This window comes from Pseudomonas sp. FA117 (assembly GCF_057370475.1).
Genome location: NZ_CM170675.1, coordinates 4,987,371 through 5,008,209 on the forward strand (window position 1 = coordinate 4,987,371; position 20,839 = coordinate 5,008,209).

Genomic DNA, 20,839 nt, shown 5'->3' on the forward strand with positions numbered 1-20,839 from the left:
GCATTGACACCCACCCCCAAATATTTCACGCCCCCGCCAGCCGCCCCCCATTCCCGCCGACCCGCCAATGCCTATAATGGGCCTCTCCTGCAACTGGCAAAGACTGCCAGTGTCAAAGCCTGACCATGCCCGAAGGAAACCATCCGCAATGGCGTATTACCGCACTCCCCACGATGTGACGGCCCTGCCCGCCTGGCAGGCGCTCCAGCAGCACCGCGATGCCATGCAGGGATTCAGCATGCGCGACGCCTTCGCCGCCGACCCCAAGCGCTTCGAGCAATTCTCGCTCAGCAGCTGCGGCCTGTTCCTCGACTACTCGAAGAACCTGATCAACGAAGATACCCGTGAACTGCTGGTCGACCTGGCCCGGGAAGTCGGCCTGGACGATGCGATCAAGGCGATGTTCAGCGGCGAGATCATCAACGGCTCCGAAGGTCGTCCGGTGTTGCACACCGCCCTGCGCCGCCCTGTTGGCGACAAGCTCAGCGTGAGCGGCGTCAATGTGATGCCCGAAGTGCACAAGGTCCTCAACCAGATCACCGAACTGGTCGGGCGCATCCATGACGGACTATGGCGCGGCTACAGCGAAAAGCCGATCACCGACGTGGTCAACATCGGCATCGGCGGCTCCTTCCTCGGCCCCGAACTGGTCTCCGAAGCCCTGCTGCCCTACGCCCAGCGCGGTGTGCGCTGCCACTACCTGGCTAACATCGACGGCAGCGAGTTCCACGAATTGTCGGCCAACCTGCGCGCCGAAACCACGCTGTTCATCGTGTCGTCGAAGTCGTTCAACACCCTCGAGACCTTGAAGAACGCCATGGCGGCGCGCACCTGGTACCTGGCCCAGGGCGGCTCCGAGGCCGAGCTGTATCGCCACTTCATCGCGGTGTCGAGCAACAAGGCCGCCGCCGTGGCCTTCGGTATCCGTGAAGAGAACATCTTCCCGATGTGGGATTGGGTGGGCGGGCGCTATTCGCTGTGGTCGGCCATCGGCCTGCCGATCGCCCTGGCCATCGGTACTGCCAACTTCAAGGAATTGCTGTCCGGTGCCTACACCATGGACCAGCATTTCCAGACCGCGCCGTTCGAGAAGAACATGCCGGTGCTGCTGGCCCTGCTCGGCGTCTGGTACGGTAATTTCTGGAACGCCAGCAGCCATGCGATCCTGCCGTACGACCATTACCTGCGCAACATCACCAAGCACCTGCAGCAGCTGGACATGGAGTCCAACGGCAAGAGCGTGCTGACCGACGGCTCGCCGGTGAAGACCGAGACCGGCCCGGTGATCTGGGGCGGCGTAGGGTGCAACGGCCAGCACGCCTACCACCAGTTGCTGCACCAGGGCACGCAGATGATTCCGGCCGATTTCATCGTGCCGGTGGTCAGCTTCAACCCGGTGGCCGACCACCACCAGTGGCTGTACGCCAACTGCCTGTCGCAGAGCCAGGCCCTGATGCTCGGCAAGACCCGCGAGGAAGCCGAGACCGAGCTGCGCGCCAAAGGCCTGAACGAGGCGGACATCGAGAAGCTGGCGCCACACAAGGTGATCCCGGGCAATCGCCCGAGCAACACCCTGGTGGTCGAACGCATCAGCCCGCGTCGCCTCGGTGCGCTGGTGGCGATGTACGAACACAAGGTCTTCGTGCAGAGCGTGGTCTGGGGCATCAATGCCTTCGACCAGTGGGGCGTCGAGCTGGGCAAGGAACTGGGCAAGGGTGTCTACCAGCGCCTGGTCGGCAGCCTGGAAGACAGCGCCGAAGACGGCTCGACCCAAGGGCTGATCAACTACTTCCGCGGGCGTCATCGCGGTTGACCTGAACACTGCGCTGGTTCCTTGGCGGGCTTGCCCGCCAAGAGACCGGCAAGGGTTGAACAACAGCTCCAGCTACACTGTCCATCGAATAGCCGTTGAAGTCCCTCCGACAAGAGCAGGACCACCCGCCATGTTCGATATCCGCAACTACCCCCAGGCCCTGGCCGTCAGCCAGGCCGCCGAACTCTCCGACGCAGATTACCGCCGCCTCTACCGCCAGTCGGTGGACGACCCCGATACCTTCTGGGCCGAGCAGGCCAGACGCCTGGACTGGATCAAACCCTGGTCGAGCGTGCAACAGTGCGACCTCAGGACCGGCACAGCACGCTGGTTCGATGGCGCCCAGCTCAACGTCAGTTACAACTGTATCGACCGTCATCTGGACAAGCGTGGCGAGCAGACCGCCCTGCTCTGGGAAGGCGACGACCCGAAAGACGCCAAACCGATCACCTACCGCGAGCTGCATCGGCAGGTCTGCCGCCTGGCCAACGCCCTGAAAGCACGCGGAGTGAAGAAAGGCGACCGGGTGTGCATCTACATGCCGATGATCCCCGAAGCCGCTTACGCCATGCTCGCCTGCACGCGCATCGGCGCCATTCACTCGGTGGTGTTCGGCGGTTTCTCCCCGGATGCCCTGCGCGACCGCATCCTCGACGCCGACTGCCGCACGGTGATCACCGCCGACGAAGGCGTGCGCGGTGGCAAGCGCATTGCGCTGAAGCACAACGTCGACAAGGCCCTGGCCAGTTGCCCGAACGTCAGCAGCGTGCTGGTGGTCAAGCGCACCGGCGGCGATGTGGCCTGGAACGCTGGGCGCGACCTCTGGTACCACGAAGCGACCGACAAGGCCGGCGACGACTGCCCGCCAGAGCCCATGGCTGCCGAGGACCCGCTGTTCATCCTCTATACCTCCGGCAGCACCGGCAAGCCCAAAGGCGTGCTGCACACCACGGCCGGTTACCTGCTGCAGGCGACGATGACGTTCAAGGTGGTGTTCGACTATCGCGAGGGCGAGGTGTTCTGGTGCACCGCCGATGTCGGCTGGGTAACCGGCCACAGCTACATCGTCTACGGACCGCTGGCCAATGGCGCGATCTCGCTGATGTTCGAAGGGGTGCCCAACTACCCGGACAGCTCACGCTTCTGGCAGGTGGTCGACAAGCACCAGGTCAACATCTTCTACACCGCGCCCACCGCCCTGCGTGCGCTGATGCGCGAAGGCACCACGCCTCTGCAGAACACTTCGCGCCAGAGCCTGCGGCTGCTGGGCAGCGTCGGCGAGCCGATCAACCCGGAAGCCTGGGAATGGTATTTCGAGGAAGTCGGGCAAAAACGCTGCCCCATCGTCGACACCTGGTGGCAGACCGAAACCGGCGGCATCATGCTCACCCCCCTGCCCGGCACCCGCCGGCTGAAGCCCGGTTGTGCCACCCAGCCGATGTTCGGCGTGCAACCGGTGCTGCTGGACGAAAAGGGCAAGCTGATCGAGGGTGCAGGCGCCGGACTGCTGGCCATCAAGGCCAGCTGGCCGGGGCAGATCCGCAGCGTCTACGGTGACCACCAGCGCATGGTCGACACCTACTTCAAGCCCATGCCCGGCTACTACTTCACCGGTGACGGCGCGCGCCGCGATGCCGATGGCGACTACTGGATCACCGGGCGCATCGACGATGTGATCAACGTTTCCGGTCACCGCATCGGCACCGCCGAGGTGGAGAGCGCGCTGGTGCTGCATGACAGCGTGGCCGAGGCCGCGGTGGTCGGCTACCCCCACGATCTCAAGGGCCAGGGGGTGTATGCCTTCGTCACCACGATGAACGGCATCACCGCGGACGATGCGCTGAAGGCCGAACTGCTGGCGCTGGTGAGCAAGGAGATCGGCAGCTTCGCCAAACCGGAACTGATCCAATGGGCGCCGGCGCTACCGAAAACACGCTCGGGCAAGATCATGCGGCGCATCTTGCGCAAGATCGCCTGCAACGAGCTGGACAACCTCGGTGACACCTCCACCCTCGCCGACCCTGGAGTGGTGCAGGGGCTGATCGATACCCGCCTCAACCAATAGCCTGTCGGGTTGGCGGCCGCTACGGCCGCCAACCCGTGCGTCGTGACGTTGTGGAGCATGCATTGACATATCGGTAAATCCCGATATTATCGCGTCATGGAACTGCTCGACGTATTCAAGGCCCTTTCGAACCGTACCCGTCTCGAGATTCTCAAAGGCCTGAAAGACCCCACAAAACACTTTCCTCCCCAGGACGAAGGTGACGTCAACACCGTGGGCGTCTGTGTCAGCAGCATCCAGGAAGGCGTCGGGCTGTCGCAGTCGACGGTCTCCGATTACCTGGCAACGCTGCAACGCGCGGGTCTGGTCGAAGTGCGGCGTATTGGCCAGTGGACCTACTACAAGCGCAACGAAGCAGCGATCAGCGCGCTGGCCAAGCTGATCGGAGAGGAGCTGTAGTTTTTTTTGCAGCCTTCATATCGATATTTCCCGATATCCCTATTAAACGAAACAAAGAGAGGTGCCTGAGTCAGCCGCCACCCAGGAGAGACAAACCGCCATTCGCTCCACCCTAATACATCGACAATTCCCGATATCCCTTTTTAACGAAACGAGGTTTCACCATGAAAGCACTGATTCTCGACTCATTCGGCGATCCGTCGGCCTTCGTCTATCGCGACGTGGCCACACCGACTCCCCAGGCAGGCCAGGTGCTGGTCCGCGTGCATGCGACGTCCATCAACCCATTGGATTACCAGGTGCGGCGCGGTGACTACGCCGACCTGGTTCCACTGCCGGCCATCACCGGTCATGACGTCTCCGGTGTCGTCGAAGCGGTCGGGCCAGGCGTGACAGCCTTCGCCCCTGGCGATGAGGTCTGGTACACCCCGCAGATCTTCGACGGCCCCGGCAGCTATGCCGAGTACCATGTTGCCGCCGAAAGCATCGTTGCCAGGAAACCTCCTTCCCTTAGCCACCTCGAGGCTGCAAGCCTGAGCCTGGTCGGTGGCACAGCCTGGGAAGCGCTGGCAGTGCGGGTATCGCTGCAGGCCGGCGAGAGCATCCTGGTGCATGGTGGTGCGGGCGGTGTCGGTCATGTCGCGATCCAGATGGCCAAGGCCATGGGCGCCCGGGTGTTCACCACCGCGCGTGCGGCGCACACCGACTTCGTACGGGCCATGGGCGCCGATGTGGTCATCGATTACGAACAGCACGACTATGCCGAGGTGATCCAGCGCGAAACACAGGGCCGGGGCGTGGACGTGGTGTTCGACACCATCGGCGGCGACACGCTGACACGCAGCCCCGAGGTGCTCGCGCAATTGGGCCGTGTCGTGTCCATCGTGGATATCTCGCGGCCGCAGAACCTGGTCCAGGCCTGGGGCAAGAACGCCAGCTACCACTTCGTCTTCACCCGACAGAATCGCGGCAAGCTCGATGAGCTGACCGCACTGATCGAGCGTGGGCAGTTGAAACCGCATGTCGGCGCCGTGTACTCGCTTGCAGAGATCCCCCTCGCCCACGCCCGCCTGGAAAGCCCGAACAATGGCCTGCAGGGAAAGATCGCCATCGCGGTCGTAGCGGACTCCATTGCCGGCCAAGCCTGAACTGCCCTTGAACCCGATCGCGAGACCAACGCCATGATCTATGAAATCGCCGTACTTCCCATCCATCCAGCACAGATCGACGCATTCAGGCAGGCCTTCGCCGATGTCGCCCCCTTGCTTGCCAGGGCGCGTGGCCATATCGCCCATGTGCTTGCACAAGGCGTCGAAAGCCCTCACGAGTTCAACCTCATCGTGCACTGGCAGTCGCTCAGCGCCCACACGCCCGATTTCGAGGCAAGCGATGACCACCAACTGTTCATGAGTCGCCTGGAGCCATACTTCTCGGCAGAGCCAAGGGTTTATCATGTCGAAGGGAGCACATTCGCTGCGAACGCTCCCGCTGCTGCGCACAGTCTCCTGGCCGCTGAAAGGCCCGGGTTGACGCGCACTCCATCCAGTCAATAGACGGTCGCCCTGCGGCCAGTACAGGTCGCCATGGAAGCTTTACGCCGCCGCATCGAAACCCAGGTCTTTAGCCTTACAGGGCTGGCCCTCGGCCAGCTCGACCTGGAGTCCCCCAAGGGCGATCCAGGCCTGTTCGGTCCGCAAAGCGTGAGCTGGCAAGTACATGGCGACTTCCCCAGCATGCTGGTCGGCGGAATCAGTGCCCTGATGCTGCAACTGTTGCATCCATTGGCACTGGCCGGCGTGTGGGACCACTCGAACTTTCGCCAGGACTTGCTCGGACGCCTGCGCCGCACCAGCCAGTTCATCTCTGGCACCACCTTCGGCTCGACCCGTGATGCCGAATGGCTGATCGACAAAGTGCGCACCATCCACCTCAAGGTAGTCGGCACCGCGCCGGACGGACGCAGCTATGCAGCCAGCGACCCGGACCTGCTGACCTGGGTGCACGTGGCGGAGGTCAGCAGTTTCCTCGCGGCCCACCTGCGCTACCGCAACCCGCACCTGTCCCGCGCCGACCAGGACGCCTACTACGACGAGATCGCGCTGATCGCCGAACGTCTCGGTGCACGCGAGGTACCGCGCTCGTGCCGTCAGGTGCAGGACTACCTGCAACGCATGCGGGCACAACTGCGCTGCGACGCGCGCAGCCGGGAAGTGGTCGGCATCCTGCTCGACGCCCCCGCCCCCAGCCGCCTGGCGGAGCCGGTGGGCAAACTGATGCTGCAGGCCGGCGTAGACTTGCTGCCCGACTGGGCCAGCGACCAGCTCGGCCTGCATCAAGGGGCGCTGCAGCGACGCATGGTGCGCCTGGGTGTGGAACGGACCGCACCGATACTGCGCTGGGCCATGCGCGATGGTTCGTCGCACCGGGCACGGCGGCGGATGGGCCTGGAATAGGATTTTGCTCGTCATATCGGAACCGATTTAACGTGCCATACTCCAAGCACCTCCGCTCGAGACAGACGACGCCGCACATGCCCAAAGGATTGACTCGCGCCATTGGCGCCTTGCTGGCCCTCGTGGCCCTGTACAGCCTGCTCGGCTTCTTCATTCTTCCCGGGGTCGGCCTGCGCATCGCCAACCAGCAGTTGGCGAAGTACGCCACGGTGCCGGCGCATCTGCAGCGCATCGAGTTCAACCCCTTCAGCCTCGAGCTGACCCTGTGGGGCCTGCAGATCGGCGAACCCGGCAAGGAGCAGGTGGGGGCAGAGCGCATCTATGCCAACCTCTCGCTCGACAGCCTGTGGACCGGCGCCCTGCACCTGGACGCGGTGGAGCTGGACAAGCCGCGAACCGAACTGCTGTTCGCCAAGGACGGCAGCCTCAACCTCACGCAACTGTTCAAGCTACCGCCCAGCGAGCCAAAGCCGGACGAGCCGCCGAGCGAGCCGTTCCCGCTGCGTATCGCCAGCATCAAGCTCAACGAAGGCTACCTGCACTTCCAGGACCTGCGCCCGAGCGAACCCATCGAGTTCCTCTACGACTCGATGAACCTCGAGCTGAAGAACCTCAGCACCTTGCCGGACGACAGCGCCGACATGACCCTGGTCGCCAATGGCCCCAATGGCGGACGTATCGACTGGAGCGGCAACCTGAGCCTGTCGCCGATCACCTCCGAAGGCACGCTGAAGATCACCGACAGCAAGATGAAGCTGTTCTGGCCCTACGTGCGTGATGCCGTGCCGCTGGTGCTGGAAGACGGCGTGCTCAGCCTCGATACCCACTACAGACTGAACCTGTCCAAGGAAACCGAGCTGCTGCTCGACAACGCTTCCGTGCGCGTCGCGCCCTTCGCCATCAAGGCGCCCGACGGCCGTCCGCTGGCGCGCCTGGCCAGCCTCGAGGTCAGCGAAACCTCCATCGATCTGGCCAGACAACTGGTGACTGTCGGCAAGATCCGCAGCGAAAAACTCGAGACCTGGGCAGCGCTCGAACGCGACGGTCAACTCGACTGGCAGAAGCTGTTCGCCAGCCAGCCTGCCAAGGCCACGCCCAAGGAGAAAGCGGAGCCCGCCACCGCCGAACCTGCTCCTGAGCAAAAGGCTGCCAGCGAACCCGCCAAGCCCTGGCAGGTGCTGCTCAAGGATGTGCAGGCCCGCAACTACATGATCCACCTGGCCGACCGCAGCCAGAAAGAGCCGGTGGCGCTCGACGTAGGGCCGCTCAATCTGGACATGCAGGGCTTCGACAGCCTCAACAAGTCGCCCTTCACCCTCAAGCTCGACACCGGCGTCGGTCGACAGGGCAAGCTGCAGGCGGCCGGCCAGGTCAACCTGGCGCCGGTGACCGCCAAGCTCGATGTCAGCACCCGCGATATCGACCTGCGCGTGGCCCAGGCCTACATCAGCCCGTTCATTCGCCTGGAGTTGCGCAGCGGCATGCTCGCCAGCGACCTCAAGGTGGACCTCAAGGGCACCGAGCCACTGGCCTTCAGCGTGGCAGGCAAGGCCCAGGTCAACCAGTTGCACACCCTCGACACCATCAAGGGCCGCGACTTCGTCAAATGGCAGCAGGTGAACGTCGATGGGCTGTCGTACGTGCACGGTAATGCCCTGTCGATCGACAAGGTCACCCTGCTGCAACCTTACGCCCGCTTCATCATCAACGAAGACCGCACCACCAGCGTCGACGATCTGCTGATCCCGCAGCCGGCCGGCGCACCGGCAGCCAGCCAGGCGAAGCCGGCCACGGCCAGCAACGACAAGCCGCTGGGCATCCGTATCGGCCAGATCGACATCAACGACGGCTCGGCCAACTTCGCCGACCTGACCCTGACCCCCAACTTCGCCACCGCCGTGCAGCAGCTCAATGGCCAGATCGGCACCATCGACAACCGCAAGCCGCTGCCGGCCAAGGTTGACGTCAAGGGCAAGGTCGATCGCTATGCCCCGGTGACGATCAAAGGCGCACTGAACCCCTTCGACCCGATGGCCAGCCTCGACATCGCCACCAGCTTCAAGCGGGTCGAGCTGACCACCCTGACCCCCTACTCCGGCAAGTTCGCCGGCTTCCGCATCCGCAAGGGGCGCCTGAACCTCGACCTGCACTACGTGATCACCAAGGGCCAGCTCAAGGCGGAGAACAAGGTGGTGGTCGAACAACTGCAACTGGGCGAGAAGGTCGACAGCCCCGATGCCGTCGACCTGCCGATCCGCCTGGCGGTAGCACTGCTCAAGGATACCGAAGGCAAGATCTCCATCGAGCTGCCGGTTACCGGTGACCTGAACAACCCGCAGTTCAGCGTCATGCCGATTGTCTGGCAGACCCTGCGCAACCTGGTGCTGCGCGCGGCCCAGGCACCGTTCAAGTTCATTGGCGGGCTGATCGCCGGAGGCGGCTCGGAGGATCTGGGCAACGTGTCGTTCGCTCCCGGCTCCAGCGACCTCAGCAGCGACGCCCAGTCGGCTCTCGACAAGCTGGCGTCTGCGCTGCAGCAGCGTCCTGAGCTACGCCTTGAAATCGAAGGCACCAGTGCGCAGAGCAGCGACGGCCCGTTGATCGCCCAGCAGCGCCTGGAACGCGAATACCAGGCGACCTGGTACAAGATCCTGCAGCGCCGTGGCGACAAGGTGCCGGCCAACGCCTCGATGCTGGTGGTCGACGACAGCGACAAGCCAGCCATGCTCGAAGGCATCTACCGCACCCGCCTCAAGCAGCAGCCGCCCGCCGAATGGGAACAGCTCAGCCGGGACGAGCGCACCACCAAGTTGCGCGATGCGGTGATCAAGTCCTGGGCCGAGAGCCCTGCCCTGCTGCGCAACCTCGGCCAGGACCGGGCAAGCAGCATCAAGGACTACCTGGTGGACAAGGGCAAGCTCGAGGATGACCGGGTGTACTTCATCGACACCACCCTGGGGCAAGCCGAGCGCGATGGTCGAGTGGTCACGCCAATGCACCTGGATGCTGAGTGAAACCCGCCCGCAAGAAAAGAAGAAGCCCCGGCAGTGCCGGGGCTTCTTCTTGGAAGGTGGTCAGATCCATCTGACCGACGGGACAATCCTTATTCGGTTTTCAGCGCTTCAGCAGTGACATCCTTCACGCCTTTGATCTTCTTGGTGATGCTGACCGCGGTCTCTTTCTGCGAAGGGGTAACCTTCATGTCGGAAGACAGGGAAACGACACCGTGGCTGGTTTCGACCTTGATGTCGCTGCCCGGGATGCCTTTTTCAGTCAGCAGATCAGCCTTGACCTTGGTGGTGATCCAGGTGTCCGAGGTTTCTTGCTTGGCATCGGCCACCGGTTGGTTGGAAGCCAGCATCACTGGAGCCTGGGTAGCCTCTGCGGCGAACGCGCCGTTAGCCATCGACAGAGTCAGGGCGGTAGCAGTAGCGGCAGCAATGGCAAACTTCTTCATGTGGGTCACTCCTGTTTATTCGAAAGATCTGCGCCGTGATTCCTGGCTGCAGGTATGAAGGTAGTTGCAGGGCCTGTGCCAGCTTTTCCGCTTCGCTTGATTCCTTTAAAAACAACGACTTAGGCTATCTGCTCAAACCTTTGCATCGTGCAATTTGCAAGTACCCGGAAAAACCTGCGTGCAAGATGCAAGTTCGGCAGGCTTTTTGATCCGGCATAAAAAAGGACCTCCGAAGAGGTCCTTTTTCAGTCGTTGCCGAGGAGGCTTAGACGCCCGATGCCTTGGCAGCGGCGACGTCCTTGATCGACAGCTTGATACGGCCGCGGTTGTCCACGTCCAGTACCAGTACTTCGACTTCCTGACCTTCCTTCAGCACGTCGGTGACCTTCTCTACACGCGCATCGCTGAGCATGGAGATGTGCACCAGGCCGTCCTTGCCCGGCAGGATGTTGACGAAGGCGCCGAAGTCGACGATGCGCTCGACCTTGCCGACGTAGATCTTGCCGATCTCGGCTTCTGCGGTGATGCCCAGGATGCGCTGCTTGGCAGCGTCTGCCGCTTCCTTGGTTTCGCCGAAGATCTTGATCGAGCCGTCGTCTTCGATATCGATCGAAGCCTTGGTCTCTTCGCAGATGGCGCGGATGGTGGCGCCGCCCTTGCCGATGACGTCACGGATCTTGTCGGTGTCGATCTTCATCGCGATCATGGTCGGGGCGTTGGCCGACAGCTCGGTACGCGACTGGCCGATGATCTGGTTCATCTGGCCGAGGATGTTCAGGCGCGCTTCCAGGGCCTGGCCCAGGGCGATTTCCATGATCTCTTCGGTGATGCCGTTGATCTTGATGTCCATCTGCAGCGCGGTAACACCCTTGGCGGTACCGGCAACCTTGAAGTCCATGTCGCCCAGGTGGTCTTCGTCACCCAGGATGTCGGTCAGGATCGCGAACTTCTCGCCTTCCTTGACCAGGCCCATGGCGATACCGGCAACCGGTGCCTTCATCGGCACGCCAGCGTCCATCAGGGCCAGGGAAGCACCGCAGACCGAGGCCATGGAGCTCGAACCGTTGGACTCGGTGATTTCCGAAACGACGCGGATGGTGTAAGGGAACACGTCAGCGGCAGGCAGCATGGCCTGGACCGAACGACGCGCCAGACGACCGTGACCGATTTCACGACGGCCAGCACCGCCCATGCGACCACACTCGCCTACCGAGAACGGCGGGAAGTTGTAGTGCAGCATGAAGGGGTCTTTCTTCTCGCCTTCGAGGGTGTCCAGCAGCTGGGCGTCACGGGCGGTGCCGAGGGTGGCAACGACCAGGGCCTGGGTTTCACCGCGGGTGAACAGCGCCGAACCGTGGGTCTTCGGCAGTACGCCGACTTCGATGTTCAGCGGACGTACGGTCTTGGTGTCGCGACCGTCGATACGCGGCTTGCCGTTGACGATGTTTTCGCGAACGGTGCGGTATTCGATCTCGCCGAAGATGTCTTTGACTTCACCGGCCGATGGCTGGCCTTCTTCGCCGGAGAACTTGGCGATCGCCTGGTCACGCAGCTCGCCCAGGCGCGCATAGCGGTCGGCCTTGACGGTGATGGTGTAGCCCTGGGAAACGGCTTCGCCGAACTCGGCGCGGATGGCGTCGAACAGCGCGGTATTGGCAACGGCCGGTTTCCAGTCCCAGGTCGGCTTGCCAGCTTCGGCAGCCAGTTCCTTGACGGCCTGGATCACAGCCTGGAATTCGTCGTGGGCGAACAGCACGGCGCCCAGCATCTGGTCTTCGGTCAGCTCCTGGGCTTCCGATTCAACCATCAGCACGGCGTCGGAGGTACCGGCAACGACCATGTCCAGGCTCGAGGCAGCCAGTTGCTCGTAGGTCGGGTTCAGCAGGTAGCCGGTGCTTTCGTGGAAGGCAACACGGGCGGCGCCGATCGGGCCTTCGAACGGAATGCCGGAGATGGCCAGGGCAGCCGAGGTACCGATCATCGCAGCGATGTCCGGATCGGTCTTCTTGCTGGTGGAAACCACGGTGCAGACGACCTGCACTTCGTTCATGAAGCCTTCGGGGAAGAGCGGACGGATCGGACGGTCGATCAGACGCGAGGTCAGGGTTTCTTTCTCGGAAGGACGGCCTTCACGCTTGAAGAAACCACCAGGGATCTTGCCAGCGGCGTAGGTCTTTTCCTGATAGTGCACGGACAGCGGGAAGAAGCCCTTGCCTGGATCGGCCTGCTTGGCACCGACCACGGTCACCAGCACGGTGACATCGTTGTCGACGGTGACCAGCACAGCGCCGGTGGCCTGACGGGCAATGCGGCCCGTTTCGAGAGTAACGGTCGACTGACCGAACTGGAACGTCTTGATTACCGGGTTCACGGTTTCCTACCTTCTTCAGTGGCTCTTGGGGGAACTTGGAAAACGGGTTCTTGCGAATTCTTGGGCGGAAGGGAGCGTCGTCTCCGTTGACCGTCCAGATACAACACGAGGCTGGGAGCCTGGGCGCCGGGCGGAAAAACCGCACGACGGCATCAGGCTGCCAACCTCGGAGATACGCGTGGCGTGTCCACGGGCAACGCTGCCAGGCAGCGTTTCCCACACTTGCGACACGCCATGCACACCACTGGCCGGGCCGCTATTAGCGACGCAGGCCCAGGCGACCGATCAGGGCGCTGTAACGGGTGGTGTCTTTGCCCTTCAGGTAATCCAGCAGCTTACGACGCTGGTTGACCATACGGATCAGACCACGACGGGAGTGGTGGTCTTTTTCGTTGGCCTTGAAGTGGCCTTGCAGCTTGTTGATGTTGGCGGTCAGCAGAGCAACCTGCACTTCCGGGCTACCGGTATCGCCGGCGGCTTGCTGGTAATCGGCAACGATCTGAGCTTTTTCTTCAACGCTGAGGGCCATTTGGCTTCTCCTGATAAACGGATCCCGCAAGCGGGGTCCAATAGGCCAGGGACTGAAATCCCTGTATTAATAAAAAGAGGTCTGACCGTGCCTACTGACAGCCATCCTCGGTTCCGCAGTGCTCGGCCGAAGCCTCGCCCTGCGGTTTCGGTCATTCCGACCGAATCAGTCGACGCGGCGCAATGCGCCCGTCTTCGCTCACTTCACCGATACCGATGAAGCGACCATTGTGATCCTGTACCCGGACCATGCCGAACTGTGGCGCATCCGGTGCACGTACCGCCTGGCCATGCAGCCAGTAGAACGCGCTGTGCTCGGACAACAGCACCAGCGGCCAGTCCTGCAGCCCGCTGTCGGACGGCATGAGGAAGCGATCGAGTGCCTCGTTGCCACCTTCGGCGTGCGCCTGCTCGAGCGCTTCGAGCGTCACGGTCTGTGCCAGGGCGAAAGGCCCGGCCTGGGTGCGACGCAGTTCTGCGACATAGGCACCACAGCCCAGCACCTCACCGATATCCTCCACCAGGGTGCGGATATAGGTGCCTTTGCTGCAGCCGACCGACAGGCGCGCGCGGGTGCCTTCGCACTCGAGCAGCTCCAGGCGGTTAATAGTAACAGAACGCGCCTCGCGCTCCACTACCTCTCCGGCACGTGCCAGCTTGTACAACGGCTGGCCGTCGCGCTTGAGCGCCGAGTACATCGGCGGTACCTGGCGGATCTCGCCGCGAAAACGCGGGATCGCAGCCTCGATATCGGCACGACCAACGGTCACTTCGCGGGTCTGCAGGACTTCGCCTTCAGCGTCTGCAGTGCTGGTAGTCTGCCCCAGTTGCATGACGGTTTCGTAGCCCTTGTCGGAATCGAGCAGGTACTGCGAAAACTTCGTCGCTTCACCGAAGCACAGCGGCAACACGCCGGTGGCCAGCGGATCGAGGCTGCCGGTGTGACCGGCCTTCTCGGCGTTGAGCAACCAGCGGACCTTCTGCAAAGCAGCGTTGGAGGTGAACCCCAGTGGCTTGTCGAGCAGGATGATGCCGCTGACATTGCGGCGGATGCGTTTGACCTGGGCCACCGCTTACTCCTTGGTGTCCGGCTCGTCGGCATCCTTGTGCAGGCGGTCTTCGGCCACCGCACGTTCGATCAGTGCAGAGAGGTGGACACCCCGGCTGACACTTTCATCGAAGTGGAAATGCAGTTGTGGAACGCTGCGCAGTTGCATGGAGCGCCCAAGGTGCAGGCGCAGGAAGCTGGCGGCGCTGTTGAGGGCCTTGAGCGTCTGCGGCACGGCGTCGTTGTCATCCTGGCCCATCACGGTGATGTAGACCTTGGCGTGACCGAGGTCACGACTGACGTCGACGGCGGTGATGGTGACAAGGCCCACACGCGGGTCCTTGACTTCACGGCGGATCAGATCGGCCAGCTCGCGCTGCATCTGGTCACCGATACGTTGGGTACGGCTGTATTCTTTTGCCATTCTTGCTACCTGTATCTTGAAGCGGCAAACGCCCGGTCAGGCGGCTGGCCTGACCGGGCGTTACCTTCAGAGGCCCGGCCAACCGCCTTGCGGCGGCGCCTGGGCCACGCCCGCCCCTTACAGGGTACGGGCAACCTGGACCTTCTCGAAGACTTCGATCTTGTCGCCGACCTTGACGTCGTTGTAGCTCTTCACGCCGATACCGCACTCCATGCCGTTACGCACTTCGGCAGCATCGTCCTTGAAGCGACGCAGGGATTCCAGCTCGCCTTCGAAGATCACCACGTCCTCGCGCAGTACGCGGATCGGACGGTTGCGGTACACGGTACCCTCGATGACCATACAGCCAGCGATGGCGCCGAACTTCGGCGAACGGAACACGTCACGCACTTCGGCGACACCCAGGATGTTCTCGCGGACATCGCTGCCGAGCATGCCGGTCAGGGCCTTCTTGACGTCTTCGATGATGTCGTAGATCACGTTGTAGTAACGCATATCCAGACCTTCCTGCTCGACGATCTTGCGCGCACCGGCATCGGCACGCACGTTGAAGCCGAACAGTACTGCATTCGAAGCCAGCGCCAGGTTGGCATCGCTCTCGGTGATACCACCGACGCCGCCACCGATGACGCGCACCTGAACTTCGTCGTTGCCCAGGCCGCCGAGCGAGCCCTGGAGTGCTTCCAGGGAGCCGCGCACGTCGGTCTTGAGGACGATGTTGAGGGTCTTCTTCTCTTCCTGACCCATGGTCTCGAAGATGTTTTCCAGCTTGCCGGCGTGAGCGCGGGCCAGCTTGACCTCACGGTACTTGCCTTGACGGAACAGGGCGACTTCACGCGCCTTCTTCTCGTCGGCGACCACCGACAGCTCGTCACCGGCTTCCGGAGTGCCATCCAGGCCGAGAATCTCGACCGGGATCGACGGGCCGGCTTCCTTCACAGGCTTGCCGTTCTCGTCGAGCATGGCACGCACGCGGCCATAGTTGGAGCCGACCAGGACCATGTCGCCCTGACGCAGCGTACCGTCCTGAACCAGGATGGTGGCCACCGGACCACGGCCCTTGTCCAGGCGCGATTCGACGACGACGCCACGACCAGGAGCGGTCGGGGTGGCGGTCAGCTCGAGAATCTCGGCCTGCAGCAGGACGGCTTCGAGCAGCTCGTCGACACCGGTACCCATCTTCGCCGAAACCTTGACGAACGGCGTGTCACCACCCCAGTCCTCGGAGGTCACGCCTTCGACGGACAGCTCGTTGCGGATGCGATCGAGGTCGGCACCGGGCTTGTCGATCTTGTTCACTGCAACCACCAGCGGAACGCCGGCTGCACGGGCGTGCTGAACGGCTTCGCGGGTCTGCGGCATCACGCCGTCGTCCGCCGCCACCACCAGGATGACGATGTCGGTGGCCTTGGCACCACGGGCACGCATTTGCGTAAACGCAGCGTGACCAGGGGTGTCGAGGAAGGTGACCATGCCGCGGTCGGTTTCCACGTGGTAGGCACCGATGTGCTGGGTGATGCCACCGGCTTCGCCGGCAGCTACCTTGGCACGACGGATGTAGTCGAGCAGCGAGGTCTTGCCGTGGTCGACGTGACCCATGACGGTCACGACCGGCGCGCGGGACTCGACTTCACCTTCGAACTTCAGCGATTCGGCCAGGGAGTCTTCCAGGGCGGTATCGCTGACCAGGGTGACCTTGTGGCCGAGCTCTTCGGCGACCAGCTGGGCGGTCTCCTGGTCGAGCACCTGGTTGATGGTGACCGGAGTCCCCAGCTTGAACATGAACTTGACGACTTCAGCGGCCTTGACCGACATCTGCTGGGCCAGTTCGGAGACGGTGATGGTCTCGCCGATGCTGACGTCACGGATGACCGGACCAGTCGGGCTCTGGAAGCCGTGCTGGTTGCGCTTCTTCAGCTTGCTCTTGCCGCCACGGCCACGACGTGCGCCATCGCTCTCTTCGTCAGTGGTGCGCGGGGCAGCACGTGGAGTCGGCGCCTTTTCCTTCTCCTTGACCTTGACCTTGATCGAGACGCGCGGGGCTTCACCACGACGCTCGCCACCGGCGCCACGACGATCGTCGTCACGGGTGCGGTTTTCGTTGCGGCGGTTCTCGTCCTTCTTGCGCTCGGCGGCACGTGCGGCGGCGTCGTCGGACACCGGGGCATCGGCCACTACAGGCTCGGCAGGCGCTGGAGCCGCTTCGGCGCGTGGCGCTGGGGCCGCAGCCGGAGCTTCGGCCGCCTGACGGCGCGCCTGCTCTTCGTTACGCTGGCGAGTTTCGGCCTCGACCTTCTCGCGCGCAGCATTCTCGGCAGCGCGGCGCTCTTCAGCCTCGCGCTTCTGCTCGGCCTGGATCTCTTCCGGGCTGCGCTGCACGAAGACTTTCTTCTTGCGTACTTCTACGCTGATGCTTTTGCTACCGGCGACACGCAGGGTGCTGGTGGTCTTGCGCTGCAAGGTAATCTTGCGTGGCTCTTCCGCCTTGCTCTTGTGGCTGCTCTTCAGATGAGTCAGCAGAACCTGCTTCTCATTGTCGGTCACTACCTGACCGGCGTCGGTGTGCGGCAGACCTGCCTCACGCATCTGCTGCAGCAGGCGCTCTACCGGTGCCTCGACCTCTTGGGCCAGTTCTTTCACCGTGACTTGCGTCATGCACTTCTCTCCTCAGGCCGCGCCTAATTACTCGAACCAGTGGGCTCGGGCGGCCATGATCAACTTGCCGGCACGCTCTTCGTCGATGCCGTCGATGTCGAGCAGGTCGTCGATCGACTGCTCGGCCAGGTCTTCGCGGTTAACCACGCCGCGCACCGCCAGTTCCGCCGCCAGGTCCTTGTCCATGCCCTCGAGGGAGAGCAGGTCTTCGGCTGGATGGGCGTCTGCCAGTTTTTCTTCGGTAGCGATGGCTTTGGTCAACAAACGGTCCTTGGCACGAGCACGCAGCTCGTTGACGATTTCCTCGTCGAAGCCATCGATGTTGAGCATTTCTTCCAACGGTACGTAAGCAATTTCTTCGAGGCTGGTGAAGCCTTCGTCGACCAGCACCTGTGCCAGCTCTTCGTCGACTTCCAGTTCCTCGGTGAAGTTACGCAGGATGTCACCGGTTTCAGCTTGCTGCTTGGCCTGGATATCCTTCTCGGTCATCACGTTCAGGGTCCAGCCGGTGAGCTGGCTTGCCAGGCGAACGTTCTGACCACCACGGCCAATGGCCTGGGCCAGGTTGTCCTCGGCGACGGCGATGTCCATCGCGTGGGCATCCTCGTCAACGATGATCGCCGCGACTTCGGCCGGCGACATGGCGTTGATGACGAACTGCGCCGGGTTCTCGTCCCACAGGACGATATCCACACGCTCGCCACCCAACTCGCCGGACACCGCCTGGACGCGCGAGCCGCGCATGCCGATGCAGGCGCCTTGCGGGTCGATGCGCTTGTCCTTGGAGCGGACGGCGATCTTGGCGCGCGAGCCCGGATCACGGGAAGCGGCCATCACCTCGATCAGGCCCTCGGCGATTTCCGGCACTTCGATGCGGAACAGTTCGATCAGCATCTGCGGCGCGGTACGCGACAGGATCAGCTGCGGGCCACGGTTCTCGGTGCGGATTTCCTTGAGCAGCGCACGCAGGCGCACGCCGACGCGGAAAGTCTCGCGCGGGATGATGTCTTCACGGGCCAGCAGCGCCTCGGCGTTGTTGCCCAGGTCGACGATGACGTTGTCGCGGGTGACCTTCTTCACGGTGCCGGAGATGATCTCGCCGACACGCTCGCGGTAGGCGTCGACCACCTGGGCGCGCTCGGCCTCGCGGACCTTCTGCACGATGACCTGCTTGGCGGTCTGGGCGGCGATGCGGCCGAACTCGATGGACTCGATCTTTTCCTCGATCACGTCGCCGATCTTGGCTTCGGGATGCGTGTCCTTGATCTTGTCCAGCCAGGTCTCGATCGCCGGGTCGTCCAGGTCGTTCTCGTCGACCACGGTCCAGCGGCGGAAGGTTTCATAGCTACCGGTGTGGCGGTTGATTTCCACACGCAGATCGACTTCGTCTTCAAAACGTTTCTTGGTTGCAGTGGCCAGGGCCACTTCCAGCGCTTCGAAAATGACGCCGGGCGGTACACCTTTTTCGTTGGATACCGATTCAACAACCAGCAGTACTTCTTTGCTCATCGTACGCCTCGCCTTGCGCAAGCCATTAGACCCGGAATGTCCGCCGGGCCCGGCACGTCTCAGTCAAAACTGGGAATAATATTGGCCTTGTCGATCGAGTCGATCGGCAGCAGGAATTCGTTGGTGTCCACCTGGACCACCACATCCTGATCCTCCACACCGCGGAGAAGGCCCTGGAAGTTGCGACGCCCTTCGAAAGGCGTACGCAGCTTGATCTTCACTTGCTCGCCCGCATGCGAAGCAAATTGTTCCAGTGTGAACAGCGGGCGATCCATGCCTGGAGAGGACACCTCGAGGGTGTATTCACTGCTGATCGGATCTTCCACATCAAGAATGGCGCTGGCCTGACGGCTGACCGCTTCGCAGTCGTCCACCAGGATGCCGTCTTCCTTGTCGATATAGATGCGCAGTACCGAATGCTTGCCCTGGGAAACGTATTCGATCCCCCAGCACTGATAGCCCAGACCCTCGACAACCGGGGCCAACAAGGCCTGCAACTGTTCTAGCTTGCTCGACACCTGAACCCCCTCGTGCATGCTGTGCAAATAAAAAATGGGCGAAGCGCCCATCCCTGAAAGCGCCGTTGAACAACGACGCGAAGAACTGTTCAGCTAGCAAAAAGCCCCTGAAAAGGGGCTCCGCTGAAGCTGGTTGCGGGGGCTGGATTTGAACCAACGACCTTCGGGTTATGAGCCCGACGAGCTACCAAGCTGCTCCACCCCGCGACAAAGCTGGGGCGAAAGTATAAGACCGAACCCTCTGCAGGGTCAATCCGACCTCCACCTGCAAGAAAGCCCGCTAAAGCGGGCTCTCATGCTTCAATTGGTACCGAGAAGGGGACTCGAACCCCTACACCCTATGGGCACAACCACCTCAAGGTTGCGTGTCTACCAATTCCACCACCTCGGCAATATTACATCTTGAAACCCGTTACTTCTGCTCTTCGGCCGGAGGAGGTACATCACCTTTTGGGGTGGCTTCGCTCTTCTGTTCCTGGAGCACCGGTACATCATCATTTACTGCCGGCTTGGGCTCTTTGACTTCCAGCACTGCTGGATCTGGCAAACCGGCTTGAGTCAGCTGGTGTGCCTGCTGCTTGGCGAAGTATCCTAACCCAAGTGCAGTCAAAAAGAAAGTGGCGGCAAGTATAGCAGTAAATTTACTCAGGAAGGTAGCAGAACCTTGGCTTCCGAACACAGTATTTGAAGCCCCTGCGCCGAAAGATGCACCTGCTTCCGCACCTTTACCCTGTTGCATCAGAACCAGCGCTACCAGCGCCAGTGCAGCCAACAGATGAAAAACAACTACGACTGTTTCCAGCATATGTTCAGTTTCCTGCGGCGCGACAAATTGCACCGAATTCGTCTGCGTTCAGGGATGCTCCACCAATGAGCCCCCCATCAATATCCGGCATGCCGAACAGTTCGGCCGCATTGGCCGCCTTCACGCTACCGCCGTAGAGAAGCTGCACCTTCGCTGCAACTTCGGCGTCCTGCACCGCCAACTGCTCGCGGATGGCGGCATGCACATCCTGGGCTTGCTGAGGCGAGGCCGTCAAACCAGTACCGATGGCCCATACAGGCTCATAGGCAATTACTGCATTGGCAAAAGCCTTGATACCGAATGCTTCGATAACACTGCTTAGTTGACGCCCGACAACTTCGAGCGTCTTGCCCGCCTCGCGCTCTTCGAGAGTTTCCCCTACGCAGAGCACCGGCTTCAAACCACTTGCCTGGGCGGCTGCAAACTTGCGATTGACCACTTCGTCCGTTTCACCAATAACCTGGCGGCGTTCCGAGTGACCGATCAAGACCAACTTGCAACCGACTTCAGCCAACTGACTGGGTGCAACTTCACCCGTCAGCGCGCCCTGTTCGGGCTGTACTGCAGAATTCTGTGCTCCAACGATGATTCCCTTGTCGTTCAGCGCATCAACCACCTGGTTGATGAACAGAGACGGTGGAAACACCGCAACTTCGACACCGTTCGGAAGAACCAGATTTCTCAGGTTCAGGCTCAGCTCAGCGACGCTGGCGCGGGTACCGTGCATCTTCCAGTTACCAGCTACCATGGGGCGACGCATGCTCTACCTCGTCGGTCAAAGTGGGCGCAGATCT

At 62.3% G+C, this 20,839-nt stretch carries 17 protein-coding genes and 2 tRNA genes; 7 read left to right on the plus strand and 12 right to left on the minus strand.

Translation table 11 applies throughout. The annotated features are described in order from the left end of the window. Positions 1-148 precede the first annotated feature (148 nt). The 7 genes from pgi (at position 149) to AC1TXO_RS23025 (ending at position 9,744) form a co-directional block, all read left to right on the plus strand. Positions 149-1,813: a glucose-6-phosphate isomerase gene (gene pgi / locus AC1TXO_RS22995; RefSeq protein WP_486403859.1), complete on the plus strand. Its 1,665-nt coding sequence runs from the start codon at positions 149-151 to the stop codon at positions 1,811-1,813. A gap of 130 nt (positions 1,814-1,943) precedes the next feature. Next, positions 1,944-3,878 carry an acetate--CoA ligase gene (acs, locus tag AC1TXO_RS23000; protein WP_486403860.1) on the plus strand — a complete coding sequence of 645 codons (1,935 nt, stop codon included), beginning with the start codon at positions 1,944-1,946 and terminating at the stop codon, positions 3,876-3,878. Between the two features lie 96 nt (positions 3,879-3,974). Beyond that, positions 3,975-4,277: an ArsR/SmtB family transcription factor gene (locus tag AC1TXO_RS23005; RefSeq protein WP_486403861.1), complete on the plus strand. Its 303-nt coding sequence runs from the start codon at positions 3,975-3,977 to the stop codon at positions 4,275-4,277. 164 nt (positions 4,278-4,441) lie between these two features. Continuing rightward, positions 4,442-5,425, plus strand: a complete 984-nt coding sequence (locus AC1TXO_RS23010) for a zinc-dependent alcohol dehydrogenase family protein (protein WP_486403862.1) — start codon at positions 4,442-4,444, stop codon at positions 5,423-5,425. A gap of 33 nt (positions 5,426-5,458) precedes the next feature. Further along, positions 5,459-5,830, plus strand: a complete 372-nt coding sequence (locus AC1TXO_RS23015; protein ID WP_486403863.1) for an antibiotic biosynthesis monooxygenase family protein — start codon at positions 5,459-5,461, stop codon at positions 5,828-5,830. A 30-nt stretch (positions 5,831-5,860) separates the two neighbouring features. Then, entirely contained in the window at positions 5,861-6,730 is an 870-nt protein-coding gene (locus AC1TXO_RS23020; protein ID WP_486403864.1) for an oxygenase MpaB family protein, read from the plus strand. 77 nt (positions 6,731-6,807) lie between these two features. Continuing rightward, entirely contained in the window at positions 6,808-9,744 is a 2,937-nt protein-coding gene (locus AC1TXO_RS23025; protein ID WP_486403865.1) for a DUF748 domain-containing protein, read from the plus strand. A gap of 89 nt (positions 9,745-9,833) precedes the next feature. Here the strand turns inward: AC1TXO_RS23025 and AC1TXO_RS23030 are convergent, their stop codons facing one another. The 12 genes from AC1TXO_RS23030 to tpiA all read right to left on the minus strand — a co-directional run bounded on the left by AC1TXO_RS23030 (position 9,834) and on the right by tpiA (position 20,805). After that, positions 9,834-10,187 carry a BON domain-containing protein gene (locus AC1TXO_RS23030; RefSeq protein ID WP_402764259.1) on the minus strand — a complete coding sequence of 118 codons (354 nt, stop codon included), beginning with the start codon at positions 10,185-10,187 and terminating at the stop codon, positions 9,834-9,836. Between the two features lie 265 nt (positions 10,188-10,452). Then, positions 10,453-12,558 (minus strand): polyribonucleotide nucleotidyltransferase, encoded by a 2,106-nt coding sequence (gene pnp / locus AC1TXO_RS23035; RefSeq protein ID WP_486403866.1) that lies wholly within the window; start codon positions 12,556-12,558, stop codon positions 10,453-10,455. Positions 12,559-12,817: 259 nt separating this feature from the next. Further along, positions 12,818-13,087: a 30S ribosomal protein S15 gene (rpsO, locus tag AC1TXO_RS23040; protein WP_029613930.1), complete on the minus strand. Its 270-nt coding sequence runs from the start codon at positions 13,085-13,087 to the stop codon at positions 12,818-12,820. Positions 13,088-13,238: 151 nt separating this feature from the next. After that, complete coding sequence (gene truB / locus AC1TXO_RS23045; protein ID WP_486403867.1) at positions 13,239-14,156, minus strand: tRNA pseudouridine(55) synthase TruB; 918 nt, start codon at positions 14,154-14,156, stop codon at positions 13,239-13,241. Between the two features lie 3 nt (positions 14,157-14,159). Next, positions 14,160-14,558: a 30S ribosome-binding factor RbfA gene (rbfA, locus tag AC1TXO_RS23050; protein WP_486403868.1), complete on the minus strand. Its 399-nt coding sequence runs from the start codon at positions 14,556-14,558 to the stop codon at positions 14,160-14,162. A 117-nt stretch (positions 14,559-14,675) separates the two neighbouring features. Beyond that, positions 14,676-17,213, minus strand: a complete 2,538-nt coding sequence (gene infB / locus AC1TXO_RS23055) for a translation initiation factor IF-2 (RefSeq protein ID WP_486403869.1) — start codon at positions 17,211-17,213, stop codon at positions 14,676-14,678. Between the two features lie 27 nt (positions 17,214-17,240). Further along, positions 17,241-18,722, minus strand: a complete 1,482-nt coding sequence (nusA, locus tag AC1TXO_RS23060) for a transcription termination factor NusA (protein WP_486403870.1) — start codon at positions 18,720-18,722, stop codon at positions 17,241-17,243. Positions 18,723-18,781: 59 nt separating this feature from the next. After that, positions 18,782-19,240 (minus strand): ribosome maturation factor RimP, encoded by a 459-nt coding sequence (rimP, locus tag AC1TXO_RS23065; RefSeq protein ID WP_402764248.1) that lies wholly within the window; start codon positions 19,238-19,240, stop codon positions 18,782-18,784. Between the two features lie 130 nt (positions 19,241-19,370). Further along, positions 19,371-19,447: transfer RNA gene (locus AC1TXO_RS23070), tRNA-Met, on the minus strand. Between the two features lie 98 nt (positions 19,448-19,545). Continuing rightward, positions 19,546-19,631 (minus strand) — tRNA-Leu (locus tag AC1TXO_RS23075). Between the two features lie 21 nt (positions 19,632-19,652). Continuing rightward, positions 19,653-20,045 carry a preprotein translocase subunit SecG gene (secG, locus tag AC1TXO_RS23080; RefSeq protein WP_486403871.1) on the minus strand — a complete coding sequence of 131 codons (393 nt, stop codon included), beginning with the start codon at positions 20,043-20,045 and terminating at the stop codon, positions 19,653-19,655. A 4-nt stretch (positions 20,046-20,049) separates the two neighbouring features. Further along, a complete protein-coding gene (gene tpiA / locus AC1TXO_RS23085; RefSeq protein ID WP_486403872.1) occupies positions 20,050-20,805 on the minus strand; it encodes a triose-phosphate isomerase in 756 nt (251 codons plus the stop codon). Positions 20,806-20,839 lie beyond the last annotated feature (34 nt).